At 61.3% G+C, this 15,881-nt stretch carries 17 protein-coding genes; 5 read left to right on the top strand and 12 right to left on the bottom strand.

The features are described 5' to 3' along the window. Positions 1 to 16: 16 nt before the first annotated feature. Entirely contained in the window at positions 17 to 538 is a 522-nt protein-coding gene (locus VH564_RS01465; RefSeq protein WP_423338054.1) for a glycosyl transferase, read from the bottom strand. Between the two features lie 143 nt (positions 539 to 681). Between VH564_RS01465 and VH564_RS01460 the strand changes: the two genes are divergently transcribed. After that, positions 682 to 1,839 carry a PA0069 family radical SAM protein gene (locus VH564_RS01460; protein ID WP_423338053.1) on the top strand — a complete coding sequence of 386 codons (1,158 nt, stop codon included), beginning with the start codon at positions 682 to 684 and terminating at the stop codon, positions 1,837 to 1,839. Positions 1,840 to 1,952: 113 nt separating this feature from the next. Beyond that, the gene (locus VH564_RS01455) at positions 1,953 to 2,627 is read left to right on the top strand and encodes a ribonuclease HII (RefSeq protein ID WP_423338052.1); all 675 of its coding nucleotides are present in this window, start codon (positions 1,953 to 1,955) and stop codon (positions 2,625 to 2,627) included. Positions 2,628 to 2,678: 51 nt separating this feature from the next. Here VH564_RS01455 and VH564_RS01450 read toward each other — a convergent pair whose 3' ends face one another. The 11 genes from VH564_RS01450 to VH564_RS01400 all read right to left on the bottom strand — a co-directional run bounded on the left by VH564_RS01450 (position 2,679) and on the right by VH564_RS01400 (position 13,435). Then, the gene (locus VH564_RS01450; RefSeq protein WP_423338051.1) at positions 2,679 to 3,170 is read right to left on the bottom strand and encodes a F0F1 ATP synthase subunit B; all 492 of its coding nucleotides are present in this window, start codon (positions 3,168 to 3,170) and stop codon (positions 2,679 to 2,681) included. A gap of 3 nt (positions 3,171 to 3,173) precedes the next feature. Next, on the bottom strand, positions 3,174 to 3,755 hold the full coding sequence (locus VH564_RS01445; protein WP_423338050.1) for a F0F1 ATP synthase subunit B: 582 nt from the start codon (positions 3,753 to 3,755) through the stop codon (positions 3,174 to 3,176). A gap of 75 nt (positions 3,756 to 3,830) precedes the next feature. Next, positions 3,831 to 4,058 (bottom strand): F0F1 ATP synthase subunit C, encoded by a 228-nt coding sequence (locus VH564_RS01440; protein ID WP_111217634.1) that lies wholly within the window; start codon positions 4,056 to 4,058, stop codon positions 3,831 to 3,833. A gap of 67 nt (positions 4,059 to 4,125) precedes the next feature. Then, a complete protein-coding gene (locus tag VH564_RS01435; protein WP_423338049.1) occupies positions 4,126 to 4,878 on the bottom strand; it encodes a F0F1 ATP synthase subunit A in 753 nt (250 codons plus the stop codon). Between the two features lie 79 nt (positions 4,879 to 4,957). After that, a complete protein-coding gene (locus VH564_RS01430; protein WP_423338048.1) occupies positions 4,958 to 5,302 on the bottom strand; it encodes an AtpZ/AtpI family protein in 345 nt (114 codons plus the stop codon). Positions 5,303 to 5,557: 255 nt separating this feature from the next. Next, on the bottom strand, positions 5,558 to 6,742 hold the full coding sequence (locus VH564_RS01425) for a cell wall hydrolase (protein WP_423338047.1): 1,185 nt from the start codon (positions 6,740 to 6,742) through the stop codon (positions 5,558 to 5,560). A 135-nt stretch (positions 6,743 to 6,877) separates the two neighbouring features. Beyond that, a complete protein-coding gene (locus tag VH564_RS01420; protein ID WP_423338046.1) occupies positions 6,878 to 8,779 on the bottom strand; it encodes a potassium transporter Kup in 1,902 nt (633 codons plus the stop codon). 17 nt (positions 8,780 to 8,796) lie between these two features. After that, positions 8,797 to 9,774: a magnesium transporter CorA family protein gene (locus VH564_RS01415; RefSeq protein ID WP_423338045.1), complete on the bottom strand. Its 978-nt coding sequence runs from the start codon at positions 9,772 to 9,774 to the stop codon at positions 8,797 to 8,799. Positions 9,775 to 10,202: 428 nt separating this feature from the next. After that, positions 10,203 to 11,357 (bottom strand): Mrp/NBP35 family ATP-binding protein, encoded by a 1,155-nt coding sequence (locus tag VH564_RS01410; protein ID WP_423338044.1) that lies wholly within the window; start codon positions 11,355 to 11,357, stop codon positions 10,203 to 10,205. A 368-nt stretch (positions 11,358 to 11,725) separates the two neighbouring features. Then, positions 11,726 to 12,469, bottom strand: coding sequence for a helix-turn-helix transcriptional regulator (locus VH564_RS01405; RefSeq protein ID WP_423338043.1), 744 nt, complete (start codon positions 12,467 to 12,469; stop codon positions 11,726 to 11,728). Between the two features lie 174 nt (positions 12,470 to 12,643). After that, entirely contained in the window at positions 12,644 to 13,435 is a 792-nt protein-coding gene (locus VH564_RS01400; protein WP_423338042.1) for an IclR family transcriptional regulator, read from the bottom strand. Positions 13,436 to 13,551: 116 nt separating this feature from the next. Here VH564_RS01400 and VH564_RS01395 point away from each other — a divergent pair, with 116 nt between their 5' ends. From VH564_RS01395 to VH564_RS01385, 3 genes are read left to right on the top strand one after another with little or no spacing between them, the layout of a single operon-like run. Then, positions 13,552 to 14,322: an SDR family NAD(P)-dependent oxidoreductase gene (locus VH564_RS01395; protein WP_423338041.1), complete on the top strand. Its 771-nt coding sequence runs from the start codon at positions 13,552 to 13,554 to the stop codon at positions 14,320 to 14,322. Then, positions 14,322 to 15,251, top strand: coding sequence for a 2-dehydro-3-deoxygalactonokinase (locus tag VH564_RS01390; protein ID WP_423338040.1), 930 nt, complete (start codon positions 14,322 to 14,324; stop codon positions 15,249 to 15,251). The genes VH564_RS01395 and VH564_RS01390 overlap by 1 nt, the downstream gene beginning before the upstream one ends. Continuing rightward, on the top strand, positions 15,248 to 15,880 hold the full coding sequence (locus VH564_RS01385) for a 2-dehydro-3-deoxy-6-phosphogalactonate aldolase (protein ID WP_423338039.1): 633 nt from the start codon (positions 15,248 to 15,250) through the stop codon (positions 15,878 to 15,880). Before VH564_RS01390 ends, VH564_RS01385 begins: the two co-directional genes overlap by 4 nt. Position 15,881: the final 1 nt, after the last annotated feature.

Here is a 15,881-nt window from a genome sequence, read left to right as displayed (position 1 = left end):
ACGCGCATCGGGGGTCTCAGCGCACCGCGCGCGCCGCCACCCAGGAAGGGATCATCTCGCTCGCCAGTCTTTTGGGCTTCCGACCCCTGGTGAATTCCGCCAGGGCCATGCCGCTTTTGGCAACAGCCATCGCCTCAACCTTGGAGATCAGAAAGCCGAATTCGAGCGGCGAAAACATCCGGCGCAGCCGCTGCATCAGCGGCCGCCTGTAGCCGCGTGAGGCGGTAAAGCGCGCCGGTAGCGTGTTCAACGCCATGTACTCACCGATTTCGTCGATCCAGCCGGACTGGGGCCGGGAACCGGGCTCCACCAGCAGCAGCCACTCGCCACGCGCCGAACCCAAGATCTCGCGGATGTCCCACTCGGAATAAAAGCGGCATCCGGCTGCATCAGCAACCCGCGATGTGCCGTCGCGCGAGCCGTGATCGAGGACCACGACGTCGCATACGAGCCCCTCGATAGCCCCCGATACGAGCGCCGCAAGGGTCTGGGCCAATTCGGGTTCCTGGTCCCGGCATTCGATAATGACTGTCAACATCGCCCATTTATAGAGCGGTGCACAATCGATTGCCAGTGCGAGTTTTCCACATTTTGTTCTTGCATTGTTCCCATCTTCCGGTTAGGAATTTAGTCAAGGTTAGACGCAGGATGCAGGTGCATTTCCCGCCGCTGGAGCCACCGATGAACCAACAGTCCCTTGCAGGGCAGGCCGCATTCGCGCCTGCCAACACGGCAGATATGGCTGATGCACTGATCGTTTCGTCCGGTCTTCGGATCGACGTCGATCGGCGGCGTGGGCGCGGTGCCGGATTGAACCCCGGCGGCCGGTTCGAGCCATCCAGCCGGGAGAGCATCGACGACGGCTGGCAGTCGCTGGAAGACCTGCCGCCGTTCAAGACCGAAGTCCAGATCGAGAAGGCGCGCACGGCGATCAGCCGCAACACCTCGCCGGACATCCCCTTCGACCGCTCGATCAATCCCTATCGCGGCTGCGAACATGGCTGCATCTACTGCTTCGCCCGCCCGACGCATGCCTATATGGGCCTCTCCGCCGGTCTCGATTTCGAGGCAAAGCTTTTTGCCAAGCCGGACGCCCCAAAGCTGCTCGAACGCGAGCTGGCCAAGCCCGGCTATGAACCGAAGGTCATTGCCATCGGCACCAACACCGACCCCTACCAGCCGATCGAAAAGGAATGGCGGATCATGCGCCAGATCCTCGAGGTACTGAACAGGGCCAACCATCCGGTCTCGATCGTCACCAAATCCGCCATGGTGCTGCGCGACCTCGATATTCTGACGGAATTGGCTGAGAAGAAGCTGGTACGGGTCTCACTCTCGGTGACGACGCTCGACCGCAAGCTCGCACGCACAATGGAGCCACGCGCCTCGACGCCGTCACGCCGGCTGGAGGCGATCCGGGCACTGTCCGAAGCCGGCATCCCGACATCGGTAATGGTAGCGCCGATGATCCCGGCACTCAACGACCACGAGCTCGAGCGGATCCTCGATTCGGCCAAGGCCGCGGGTGCGCTGGAGGCCGGCTACGTCATGCTGCGTCTGCCTCTCGAAGTCAGCCCGCTGTTCCGCGACTGGCTGCTGCAAAATTATCCGGATCGCTACCGCCACGTCATGTCGCTGGTACGGGAGATGCGCGGCGGCAAGGATTACGACGCGGATTTCGGCAAGCGGATGAAGGGTGCGGGGCCCTATGCCTGGCAGATCAGTCGCCGCTTCGAGATGGCGACGAAACGCCTCGGGCTTACCCGCCGCAGCATCCAGCTGCGCAGCGATCTGTTCGTGCCGCCTGACGGCAGCGGCGTGCAATTGTCGCTGCTCTGATTTGACCATTCCGGCGGACGGGTAGCCCTACCTGTGCGACGGATGTCCCCCGGCTCACCGCCCTGAGCCGGGGGACTTGCAGGAAATCGGGTTGGCGTGCGAGGGTCAGCCGCATGACACGTCGCACGCCACCCGATTCTCCTCGGCTCTTCGAAGAAGGTCCGATCGTCCCCGATTTCACCCTGGAACTCTCTGCGCGCAAGGCTGGCCATTGGCCGGTCGCCGGCACGGATGAAGCCGGGCGGGGCCCGCTCGCGGGGCCTGTGGTGGCTGCTGCGGTCATCCTCGATCCGGACAATATTCCCGAGGGCCTCAACGACTCGAAACAGTTGTCGGCAGCACGGCGCGAAGAACTATTCGATACGATCATCGCCACGGCCATTGTCTCGATCGCTTCTTCCAGCGCCGGACGCATCGATGCCACCGATATCCGCAAGGCGAGCCTCGACGCCATGCGCCGCGCCGTGTGCGGCCTCGCCATCCCGGCAAGCTTCGTGCTGACGGATGGTCTCGACGTGCCGCCCGGTCTCCCCTGCCCCGGCAAGGCCGTCGTCAAGGGCGATTCGCGCTCCCTGTCGATCGCCGCCGCCTCCATTCTCGCCAAGGTCACACGTGACCGGATGATGGTGCGGGCCGGCCTTGTCTTTCCAGCCTATGGCTTTGCCGCCCATGCGGGCTATGCCACCGCTGTCCACCGGAGCAGCATCGAGCGGGTCGGTCCTTGTCGCCTCCATCGGATGAGCTTCCGACCGATGCGCAAGGACGAGGTCGTCGAAGACCTGCCTTAACGCAAAAGGCCGGGACAATGCCCGGCCTTCTCCACTAATATATGCCTGCTGCTAGTTGAGCTTGGCCTTCACTTCGCCAAGCGCTTCCTGGAACAGTCTCGCCTGAATGCCGGCATCTGCCTTGCCGGCGATGACCGCCTGCGAAGCAGCGATAGCCAGATCGACGGCGGTAGAACGGACCTCCTTGATGGCGTCCAGTTCTGCCTGCTTGATCTTCTGCTCGGAAATCGCAGTGCGCCGGACGACGAACTCTTCCGTCTTCTTCTTGGCTTCAGCGGTCAGCAGCTCGGCTTCGCGGGCTGCTGCGGCGACGATGTTGGCCGCTTCGACTTCGGCTTCCTTGCGCTTGCGCTGGTATTCGGCCAGCAGGTGCTGGGCCTCTTCGCGCAGGCGCTTGGCTTCCGACAGATCGTTGCGGATCTGGTCGGCGCGCTCGTCGAGCGACTTCGCCATCATGCCCGGCACCTTCATGTAGACGATAACGCCGATGAAGAGGATCAGGCCAACGAGGGCGAAGAAGGTTTCGTCGAGATGGAATTCCATGGCTTAACCCTCCTGCTTGGCGTTGGCCACGGCCGTGGCAATGTCCGCCTGCGAAGCCTGGGTGCCGATCAACTGCTCGACGACAACGGTCGCTGCCTCTTCGGCGACGGCGCCGACGTCGGCAAAGGCCTTGGCCTTGATCTCGGCGATCCGAACTTCGGCAGCCTTGATCTTTTCGGAAAGGCTCGCCTCGATGGCGCGACGCTCGGCTTCCGCCTTTGCCTTGGCATCGGCACGGGCAGCCGCCCCGATCGCATTCGACTTGGCACGGGCTTCGGCCAGTTCGCGTTCATAGGTCGCGACGGCAGCGTCCGCCTCGGCCTTCAGGCGCGCGGCTTCCTCGACGTCCTGGGCGATCCGTGCATGCCGGCTTTCCAGAATGCCGCCGACGCGCGGAACGAGGACCTTCTGCATGACGATGTAGAAGGTGGCGAAGGTAATCACCAGCCAAAGCAGCGCGGACGGAAAAGTCTTGGGGTCAAAGGGCGGGAATGACGCGTGATGGGCCGGAGCCACACCCGTTTCCGTATGCACTTCGCCTGATGCCGGCGCGGCTTCTTCAGCATAAGCCGGAGTTACAAACATGCTCACCTCCAGTGGCGCAAATACGAAGAATCACGGCCCGCTCTACGCAAGCCGTGATCCATCAAACCGTCGAAATCAAACGGCGAAGAGCAGGAGGAGAGCGACGAGCAGCGAGAAGATGCCCAAAGCTTCCGTAACGGCGAAGCCGAAGATCAGACGGCCGAACTGGCCATCGGCAGCCGACGGGTTGCGAAGCGCGCCCGAGAGGTAGTTGCCGAAAATCGTGCCGAGGCCGATGCCTGCGCCACCCATGCCGATGCAAGCGATACCGGCGCCGATGAACTTTGCTGCTTCTGCGTCCATGTTAAAAACTCCTTAGATTGATAGGTTTGGCTTTGACTGGTGCACGCGGCACCAACGACTTTACTTCTCAGTGACCATCCGGATGCAGCGCATCGTTCAGATACATGCATGTCAGCACGGCAAATACGTAAGCCTGCAGGAATGCCACGAGAAATTCGAGGGCCGTCAGGGCGACGGTCATGATGAGCGGCAGGATGGCGCCGCCTATGCCGAGCGCGCCAAGGGCTCCAAGCGAGGCAACGAAGCCCGCGAACACCTTGAGCGTGATATGGCCTGCCAGCATGTTGGCGAACAGACGAACGGAGAGGCTGATCGGACGGGCAAGGAACGAGATAACCTCGATCGCAACGACGAGCGGAAGCAGAACGCCGGGGACGCCCGATGGCAGGAACAACTTCAGGAACCCGAAGCCGTGCTTGAAGAAGCCGTAGACAACGACGATGCCGATCACCAGCATCGACAGCGCAAAGGTGACGATGATCTGGCTGGTGACGGTGTAGAAGTAGGGGAACATGCCGAGAAGGTTCGCGGTCAGCACGAACATGAACAGCGTGAAGACAAGCGGGAAGAACTTCATTCCGGCGGAACCGGCACCTTCGCGCAGAATATTGGCTATGAATTCATAGGACATTTCGGCGACCGACTGGGCCCGACCCGGGATCAGGCTGCGCGATGCGGTGGCGAAATAGAGAAAGCTGCCGGCCAGAAGAACGGATACGACCATGAACAGCGACGAGTTGGTAAAGGAAAAATCCAGCCCGCCAATTTCGATCGGAACGATCGTATTGATCTGGAATTGATGAATCGGACCGTTGGCCACCGCGTGTTCTCTCTCACTTGCCCGCCTTAGAGACGGATATGAATGCCTGGAAGACCGCGCTGACGCACAACCCCCGTGCTCATTTCTTGTCTGCCTTGTCGCCACCGACCGAAGGTGTGGACACCTTGCCGGCCATACGCAAGACATTCAGAACGCCAGCACAAAATCCGAGCAGCAGAAAGACGATCATGCCCCACGGCGCAGTGCCAACCAAACGGTCCAAGAAGTAGCCTATCAGCGCGCCCACGATGATTGCAGAAACGAATTCGCTGGAGAGTTTCAGCGCCTGAGCGTAGCCTTTCCGGCTGGCTTGGGCGCGCGCTTCCCCCCGTTCGACTTCGCCGGTCGCAGCACGCTTGTTCGCCAGTTCGGCTCCCAATTGCGCCCTACGCTGCTCCAGACCTTCGTCTTGGTCCCCCACCATGGCGCCCTCCCTGCTACCGTTCCTTACGCTACCCTACCCCGATAACCGTAAGAACGAACTGCAGGTTTAGCCACCTATCGGCCCGTTTTGAACTCGGGCGAACATAGTTTTATGGAAAAGCATAGTCAAGACGTAGAAAGCACATGTCCCGCCATTAATAAAGGCAGGCAAATCATCGGCTTATGGGTGCCACGGAGGTCGTCTGCGCAAACATGACAGAAAGTCGCACCCAAAGCGCCGGGGGCGGTTCGTCGCTCAACTCCAGCCGCCGCCATAGGTTCTGTAGAACAGGTGCATGCCGATCCGCCCGACCTTGACCATCTCGCCCGCCCAGCGCGGCTTGACGTAAACGGCGTGATAATGGGTGGCGGAGCCCACTTCCGGAAGCCAGATCTTGCCTGCCGTCACGGCCATCGCCACCTGGCGGGCGATCTGCCAATGGGCGGGGGAATTCACCCTGTCCTTGACCTTGTCGCAGGCAAAGGAGAACTGGCAGGCGTTGGTCCAGTCCTCGTTCTGGTAGACAACGCCGCAGATCGTTTTCGGATAGGCTGGATTGCGGACGCGGTTGAGAATCACCTGGGCAACGGCAGCCTGGCCTTTCACCGATTCGCCGCGCGCCTCGAAATAGATGCCGGTCGCCAGGCATTGCTGCTCGTCGGACGAGAAGACTTCGGCGGGCAGCACGCTCGCCGCCCAGGCGTGGTCCTTGGCGCCGATCTGCGGCACGAAGCGGCCGCTGTCGGCCGGCTCCTTGCCGAGGATGCTGTCGAAGGGCGAGGTCGCCGCATAGTCGGGTCCCGGCTCGGCATAGCCCATCGCCAGGCTATCGGCGCGCGGGTTGGTGACGAGGCTTGCCAGGATCGGCGGAACGCCGCCATCGGCCTTCAGCGGCTCCTGCTTGGAAAACAGGAAGGCTGTTTCGAGGCCCGTCGCGCCGAGATCATCCTTGATGAAGGCGGTCCTCTGCGCGCCCGTCGACGACGGCACGTCGAGTTCCGGGCGGAAGAACAGTGTGGTGCGCTGCAGGATCGAGCCGGCCGTAAAATCCTTCGGAGGAGCCATGGGGACGACATTCGCCACCCTGCCCTTCTTGTCACGGCGGCGGACGCGATCTTCGTCGGGGCGCGGGTCGCTACCCTTCTCCTTGGACTGGAAGGCGATGCGGCGACCGTCCGGCAGGAGCATGCCGCCATCCTCGGCGCTTCCCGTAGCCGATGCATTGGTGAAGGCGAGTTCTGCCTGGTGGATGGAGCCGGCCGGCGACGTGGTGAGCACCATGCGCCAGTTGCTGTCGCCGTCGTCGATGCCGGAGAGCATGCCGGCGACATCGGCCTGGGCAACGATGGAGGGGAAGATCAGCCAGGCGCAGCAACCGAAGACGGTGGGCGAGAGCCAGTTACGCGAGTGCCGAGGCGGCTTGTTTTCGAACGAACGCATGGGACGCAACACCGGACTCCACGACCGACGGGAACATGCGACAATAATCTCCCATTAACCTTGATGGATGGTTAATGGAAGAGTGGATAGGGCTCCGCACCTGGTATTGGCGGTCTTTCCGGCCGTTCCCACGGATCAGATGATGACGTGCGAGCCGAGTTCGACGACGCGGTTGGCCGGCAGGCGGAAATAGTCGGAGGGATCGGTGGCGGCGTTGGCCAAGGCGATGAACAGCCGATCCTGCCAGTGCGGCATGCCGGATTTTGCATCCGGTACCAATTTGCGGCGTCCGAGATAGAAGGAGGTCGACATGATATCGAACTTCAGCCCGGACTTGCGCAACGCGGCCAGCGCCTGCGAGACGTTCTGCGATTCCATGAAGCCGAAGCGCAGTTCCACCTTGGAAAAACGATCGGAGATCTTTTCCACTGTGTAACGGTCGCTGCTTGCCACCCTCGGCTTGTTGACGGTGCGGATCGTCAGGATGACGTTCTTCTCGTGCAGGACGTGATTGTGTTTCAGATTGTGCAGCAGGGCGGCCGGTGCGGATTCGGGGTCGCTGGTGAGGAAGATGGCCGTTCCGGGCACTGCTGCCGGCGAATGATCGCTCTTGCGTTCGATGGAACTGACGAAGGACGGCAGCGGGATGTCCGTGTGGCGGGTCTTCTCCATCAGGATTGCCGTCCCACGGCGCCAGGTCCACATGACGACGGTGAAGAAAGTGGCGATCATCACGGGGATGTAGCCGCCGTCATGGATCTTCAGGAGATTGGCGCCGAGGAAGACCATTTCGAGCAGGAACAGCGGCATCAAGACGACGAGCGTCAGCGGCAGCGACCAGTTCCAGCGGACGCGGACGAACTCGAAGGCCATGACCGATGTGACGACCATCGCGCCGGTCACCGAGATCCCATAGGCCGTGGAGAGCGAATCCGAGGTCTGGAAGGTGATCACCAGGAAGATGACGCCGAAAAACAGCAGCGTGTTGACCGACGGCAGGAAAATCTGGCCGGTGTTGGTCTCCGACGTGAAGAGGATTTCCATGCGCGGCAGGAAGCCCAGATGGATCGCCTGACGGGTGAGCGAGAAGGCGCCCGTTATGACCGCCTGGCTGGCGATGATGGTGGCGCAGGTCGCGAGGAAGACGACCGGCAGCAGCGCCCAATGCGGAAACATCAGGTAGAACGGATCCGACATCTTCAACGGCTCGCGCAGCACCATGGCGCCCTGGCCAAGATAATTCAGGGTCAGCGACGGAAAGACCACTACGAACCAGGCCCACTGGATCGGCCGGCGTCCGAAGTGGCCGAGATCGGCGTATAGCGCCTCCGCCCCCGTTACCGTCAGGAACACGGCACCCAGCACGATGATGCCGAGAATGCCCTCGTTCATCAGGAAGGAGATGCCGTACCAGGGATTGAACGCATTGAGGATGCCGTAGTCATCCGGAATATGCAGCAGGCCGGCAAGGCCGATGACGATGAACCAGAGTGCTGTTATCGGACCGAAATAGCGCGCGACCGCACCGGTGCCGTGCGACTGGATGGCAAAGAGCAGTGCCAGGATGGCAACCGCGATCGGCACGACATAGGGCGCCAGATGCGGCGTCACCAGCTTCAGGCCTTCGACGGCCGAAAGCACGGACAGCGCAGGCGTGATCATCGCGTCGCCGAGAAACAGGGCGGCGCCGCTGAGGCCTAGGAACATCAGCACGGCCGTATGCCCGTTGGCGGTCTTCAACAGCAGCGCCAGCAGCGAAAGCGTGCCGCCCTCGCCGTCATTGTCGGCGCGCAGCAGGAAAAGCACGTATTTGAACGTGACGATGATCGTCAGCGCCCAGAACATCAGCGACACGAGACTGATGACCTCGCCACGCGTCAGGCCATCGGCGGCAACAGGCTTCAGCGCCTCGCGAAAGGCGTAGAGCGGACTGGTGCCGATGTCGCCATAGACGACGCCGACCGAGCCAAGCGTGAGGTAGAAAAGCTTGCGCGGGCTCATTTTCCGTTCGGGAGAATGCTCGGTATGTTGGGACATTCGGGATCACTCGGCTCTCAGAGCCAGCCTTTCCAACGAAAAAAGAAGAATGGGACGATGGCCGAGACCACCATCAACAACAGCGAGGCCGGATACCCGAATGTCGAGTGCAACTCCGGCATATGTTCGAAATTCATGCCGTAGACGGAAGCCACCAACGTCGGCGGCAGGAACACGACTGACGCGATCGAGAAGATCTTGATGATGGAGTTCTGCTCGATGTTGATCAGGCCGAGAGAGGCATCCAGCAGGAAGGTAATGTTGCCGGCGATGAAGGAAGCATGTTCGGAGAGAGACTGGACATCCCGCGTCACGTTGCGACAGAGATCCTTGGTCTCGCGATCCTGCTGAACGGCCGGGATCGTATGCATGAAGGTAAGAAGTCGCGACAGCGACATCAAGCTGTCGCGCGACTTGCTCACCAGACGATGATGGCCTGCCACGTCGCGCAGCTTGTCCTCGAGGTAGTTCGATGGGCGGCGGACCTTGCGTGCCTTGTCCCCGAACACATGGGTCGACAGGATATCGATACGGGCGACAGCCTGCTCGAGGATTTCGGCGGTGCGGTCGACAATCGTTTCCATCAACTTGGCGAGCAGAGCCGCGCCGCTGCGCATGTCTTCCGGGATGCGATGGAGCGCCGCAATGAACAAGGCGAAGGATTTCGGATTAGCGTAGCGGATCGTCACCAGACGGTTGCCGACGAGAATGAAACCGACGTCGGTCAGGCTCGGCACCTCGGAATCGGCGCGCCAGACGAGCGATGCCGTCAGGAAGACAGCGCCGCCTTCGTTGTAGAGGCGGCTGGATGGCTCGATGTCCTTGAGGTCGTCGCGGGTCGGGACCTGGATACCGAGCAGGGCTTCCAGCTTGTCTTCCTCTTCGCGCGTGGGATCGACCATATCGATCCAGACGACGTCGTCAGACAATGTGGAGGCTGCCACGATATCCGGCATCGACACGGACTGGCAGTTCGAGCGATAGGCAGTGATCAACGGATCACCCGTGTGCCAGGACGGACATTCGCAGGGATCGATGCCTGGCGACTGACGTCACGGGGCAGCCGGCGGGATACTCGCAAGCCCATGGGCGAAATCTCTGAAAGGGTCATCAAACTCTAGGACGCGTTCTGCCGATGATGTCGGAAAGGCGTATCCGTGCTCCACTGCGTTGCAGTACCAATTCAGGCCGACGCTCAATTCTCGACGCATCAGCGAACCGAAGTTTCAGACAATCCCGTCCGCCCTATCTTCAGGCTTATCCGCAGACCATCGCATCGGCGGCGCATATGCAGCAATGCGAACGAAGAATCAAGCCCAAGCCTTTTCCAGCCCGCATTCACGGCAATTTCGCTGCAGTGCAATGCCTAGCACATGCCGCCGACAAGGCAAGACCGCCGCACCGGCTCAGCGCTTCTTTCCGCTTATTCGAAGACAATGTTCGGCGCGGCGCGCTGCGGCTTTTCCTTGACCTGCGCCCAGACCTTGGTGGCGATATCGCGATAGACACCGGCAATGACGCCATCCGGATCGGAGACGACGACAGGCGTACCCGCGTCCGAGGTCTCGCGGATGTTGATGGTAAGGGGAACCTCGCCCAGAAACGGGACGCCGATGCGCTCCGCCTCGAGCCGTGCGCCGCCATGGCCGAAGATGTCGTAGCGCGCGCCGGTGTCGGGTGCGATGAAATAGCTCATGTTCTCGACGATGCCGAGGACCGGCACTTCGACCTTGCGGAACATGTTGAGACCCTTGCGGGCGTCGATCAGGGCCAGGTCCTGTGGCGTCGAGACGATGACGGCGCCGGCCAATGGCACCTGCTGGGCCATGGTCAGTTGCGCGTCGCCCGTGCCGGGCGGCATGTCGACGACCAGCACGTCGAGTTCTCCCCAGGCAACCTCGCGCAGCATCTGCATCAGGGCGGATTGCACCATCGGACCGCGCCAGATCATCGCGGTCTCTTCCTCGACGAGGAAGCCCATCGACATGACCTTCAGACCATAATTCTCCATCGGCACGATGATACGGTTCTCGATCTGCCGGGGGCGGCCCGAAATCTTCAGGAGGCGCGGCATCGACGGGCCGTAGATATCTGCGTCCAGGATGCCGACGCGCAAGCCGTTGGCGAGAAATGCCAGCGCCAGGTTGACGGCGGTGGTCGACTTGCCGACGCCGCCCTTGCCGGAGGCAACGGCAATGATGGCACCGATGCCGGGAACGCCGATCTTGGCGCCACGGGTCTGCGGCGCGCTTGGCTGAGGTGCATGGGCATGCGGATGAGCGTGCGGCGCGGGGGAACGGGTAGGCTTCGGCTCGCTGGTGCCGGCCTTCTTGTCGGCAGTCAGTGTCACCAGTGCACCGGTGGCACCGGGAATGGTTTTCACGGCCTGTTCGGCCGCCAGACGCGTCGGCTCCAGAGCCGTCGCCTTGTCGGCCGGAACCGTGATGGAAAAATATACCTTCCCATCGGAAATGAAGATATCCGAGACCATTCCCAGCTCGACGATGCTCTGCTCCAGGTCCGGGGCCCGAATGGTCTTCAGCGTTTCGAGAACCTGTTCCTTGGTGACTTCGGCCATGCGGCAAAAACTCCCTGCGTTATGCCCGCATTCATAGACCTTCATACGCGCCTGCCAAGGGCCGAGACGTATTTTACCTGCTCGGTATTTCAAAACGCAAAGGCCGCTGTCGCCGACGGTGCTGGGAGGAGCATCACATCGTTGACAGCGGCCACCTTGACCCGCACCATTTGCCTGGCGCTGTTATCAAAGCCCCCTCTGGACTTCGCGACTAATAGAAAGCAGAAAGCATGCCAGTTTTCACCAGCATCATATGCTTAGAAAAATCAAAGGGATAGAAAATATCCCGGCATGACGCAGCCGCAATTGGCGAAGAATTGCCTGTTTTGTAAGCTGCAGCGCGCTGATAGCCCAAATAATGCGCAGCGTTACTTGATGATGCCGATGCGCAACGCTTTCGCGACCGCTTGGGTGCGGTTGACGGTGTCGAGCTTCTTTGTGGTGCGGTTGAGGTAGTGATTGACGGTGTGCTCGGACAGCCCGAGAATTTCGGCGATTTCCGCACTTGTCTTTCCCGCTGCCGTCCAGGTGAGACAGTCGATCTCGCGGGTGGTCAACGCGTCGGTCACGCGCGTATCGGAATTGCGGATCCTGCCGAGCTGCTCGAAAATGTGGATGGCGATATAGCAGAGGTCGCGCATTTCGTGCGGCGCAAAGGTCTCGCGATCGCCGGAAAAAGACACCGCGCCACGCAGGCCCGATGCATCGTGGGTCGGAAAGTGCGCGCTGCGCGGCATGTGGAAGCGCTCCAGCAGCGATATGATGAGCTTTGTCTTGCCGTCCTCCCGCTCCATATCGGCGCTCGAGGTGTCGACATGGAAGGGCAGCGTCGAATTGCGCAATTGTCGCATGACGTTGCTGTTGAGGAGAAGGCGCTCCTGGTCGTAGTTGCTCAGAAGCTCCGGTGGCCAGTTGCTGAGCACCGTGTTGCTCTGCAAGACGGAGGATGTGACGGGCGGCAGGTTTAGAACCATGAAGTACCGGCTACGATAGGCGTCCGTGACCCGCTTCATGAACCTGAAGACGTCGAATTGCGTTTTAAGCTCCGCAATTTCGAACACAATGCCGTCCAAGCCGGCGCTGGCGACTGTCTTATCCAATATTGCCATCATACAATCTTTACACGCTGCATCGGATCGATGCCGTGGCCTCATCCATCGGAGCTTTTGCTCTCCCGGGGACATCCCTAACATGGCCATTATACGACCAAGACTCAACTAGCAATTTCAAGTTGCTATCGAAACAAGCGCGTTCGTCTGAAGGTAAATTTTCGCATCATGCGCAAGTCAACGACGTGGTCCCAGCCGCACGGAAACGTCCTCGTAGATAGACTGTGCGGTCCTCTGCACCAGCGGCGCCCAATCCTGCAAGCGCTGCAGGCTTACGCGGTAGGCCGGGGCGGTGACGGAGACGCCGGATGGACCTCGGCCTCCGACTGGCGGGATCGCGGCGGCAACGCAGCATATCCCCTCCTCATGCTCCTCGCGATCCAAGGCATAGCCACGCGCCCTGATGTCCTGAATGTCGTCCAAAAGCGATACTATCGTCCGATGGGTATGGGTGGTGAAGGCACGAAGTTCGAGACGCGCCGCAACGGCATTCAGCGACCGATCATCGAGGCTCGACAACGCTGCCTTTCCGACGCCGGTGCAGTAGGCAGGCGCGGCATTGCCGATATGGGAATACATCCGCACCGATTGCCTGCCCTCGACCTTATCCAGGTAGATGACCTGAAGGTCGCTGAGGACGCCGAGATGAACGGTCTCGCCGGTCTGCTCGTGGAGGAGGCCGAGATGCGGCTCGGCGATACGACGCAGGTCGCTACCTGCCCAGCTGCGCGCGGCGAAGGTGAGAAGGCGAACGCCGGGCAGATAGCGACCCTCCCTGTCCATCTCCAGCAGTCCTTCGCGCACCATGTGGGTGAGTTGCCGGTGGAGCGTGCCGCGCGGCTGCTCCGAGAGTTCGAGAATATCGGTGAAGCGCATCGGTGCATCCGCAAGCGTAACGAGGTCGAGCAAGGCAATGATCTTGCCAAGCGTGCCGGTGTCGGGCAACGTCCGCTGCGTTTCTTCCGTCATTCCATGCCCCGCTGATGACGGCCATTCCAGACCGTTGACAGGGATGGATAGTAGTTGGATAATTCCAAATAGTCAAATTAGGTTCCAAATAATGGAACTAATGACGGGAGTAAATGTTGACGGAACCCACCACATTGACCGGCGATCTCCAGGATAGCGCCGTCCTCATCACGGGTGGCGGCTCGGGCATCGGCGCGGCCCTCGTCGAGGGCTTTGCCATGCGTGGCGCACGCGTGGCGTTCATCGATATCGCCGAAGCGCCGAGCCGGGCGCTGGCGGCACGACTGTCGGCCATTTCCGCTCATCCTGTCGCCTACTACCATGCCGATCTGCGCGACGTTGCAGCCATCAGGAACACAGTCGCTGCCATCGAATCCGACTTTGGGGCGATTCGTGTGCTGATCAACAATGCCGGCTGGGACGACCGCCATGAGTTCGACACCGTGTCGGAAGCCGATTGGGACAACAGCCAGGCGATCAACCTGAAGCAGATGTTCTTTGTATCGCAGGCGGTCGCTCCTCTGATGCGGGCAGCCGGCGGCGGATCTATCATTAACTTCTCGTCGATCGCCTTCATGCTCAACATGCCTGAAGTGCCTGTCTACGCCACAGCCAAGGCGGGCATCATCGGCCTGACCAAGAGCATGGCCGGGCGATTGGGGCCGGAAAACATCCGGGTCAACGCGATCTTGCCGGGCATGATCGTTACCGAACGGCAGAAGGCCCTGTGGCTGACCGATGAGAGCATCGCCCGGATGGTCGATCGGCAATGCCTTAAACATATCCTGACGGCGCAGGACCTTGTCGGTCCCTGCCTGTTTCTCGCATCGGACCTCGCAGCCAGCATCACCGCGCAGTCCATTATCGTTGACGGAGGCATCTTCTGATGGAAAAACCAGCCTATGTGGCTGTCGATTGGGGTACCAGCAGCTTTCGCTTGTGGCTGATTGGCGTCGATGGCGGCATTCTCGGCGAGCATCGCAGCGCAGAAGGCATGACGACGGCGGCCAGCCTCGGCTTTGCCGGCGTGCTGCAGGCACATCTCGACAGTCTGTCGGTCCCGGCCGAAATCCCGGTGATCATCTGCGGCATGGCCGGCGCCCGGCAGGGCTGGGTCGAAGCCGGATATATCGATACACCAACCTCGTTGGGGGCGATCCTGACGGGCGCCGTCTCGGTGCCCGGCCAGAGCCGCGATATCCGGATCCTTCCGGGCCTTGCCCAGCGCTCGGCAGAGGCCCCGGACGTTATTCGTGGCGAAGAGACCCAGTTGCTCGGCGCACTTGCCGGCGAGAGCCAGGGCGAGCAGATCGTCTGCATGCCAGGCACGCACTCGAAGTGGGTGCGGGTTGTCGACGGCATGGTCACCGGCTTTTCGACTTTCATGACCGGCGAACTCTTCGACGTGATCAGCAAGCACAGCATTCTTGCGCAGGCTATTGCCGGTGCCGGAGAGCCGGATGGCGCTGCCTTCAAGGCGGCCGTTGGCGCCATCTTCAAGCAGCCGGCAATGGCGACAAGCCTCCTGTTCGGCGCTCGATCAGGCCAGCTGCTGCACGGGCTGTCGCCTTCAGGCGCCAAGGCGTGGATCTCGGGAACCCTCATCGGCAGCGAGATTACCGGTGCGCTGTCATCGGCCGGCCATGACGCCAGGATTACGCTGGTGGCCTCGGGCGGCCTGCAAACGCTCTATGAAACCGCGTTCCAATGCTTATCTATCTCCTATCAGACAATTGACGCCGATGCCGCTGTCCGCCGCGGGCTTTCCGCAGCCGCCAAGGCGATCTGGCCTAATGATGAAAGAACAGTCGCATGACCCGCATCCCCTTCCCTCCCATGAAGCGCCCGCTGATCGCCATCCTGCGCGGTATCAAGCCCGAAGAAGCGGAAGCCATCGTTGGCGGACTGATCGAAGCCGGCCTGACGGCCATCGAAATTCCGCTAAACTCGCCCGACGCCTTCCGCTCCATCGAGATGGCAGCAAAGATGGCACCGGCCGATTGCCTGATCGGCGCCGGTACTGTTCTTGATGTCGAGAATGTCGACAGGCTCGACGCTGCCGGCGGCAAGCTGCTGGTGACACCGAATGTCGAGCCAGCCGTGATCAGTCGCGCCCGCGATCTCGGCATGGTGTCGATGCCTGGCTGCTTTACGGCGACAGAGGCCCTGTCCGCCGCGCGCGCCGGTGCGACGGGCCTGAAGTTCTTCCCGGCCGGCGTGCTTGGCGCTTCCGGGATCACGGCAATCCGGGCCGTGCTGCCGCCGGAGCTGACGATTGCCGCCGTCGGCGGCGTCTCCGACCAGAATTTTTCCGAATACACCAAGGCAGGAATCCTTGCCTTCGGGCTCGGGACCAGCCTCTACAAGCCGGGAATGACGGCTACCGAGGTTGCCGAGCGGGCGCGCGTGACCATCTCTGCCTATGATGCAGCAATCGGAGCGTAAC

It is taken from the genome of Rhizobium sp. HT1-10 (genome assembly GCF_049472505.1).
In the GTDB taxonomy this organism is placed as follows: Bacteria; Pseudomonadota; Alphaproteobacteria; order Rhizobiales; family Rhizobiaceae; genus Rhizobium.
This window is presented reverse-complemented; position numbering and strand designations above follow the sequence as displayed.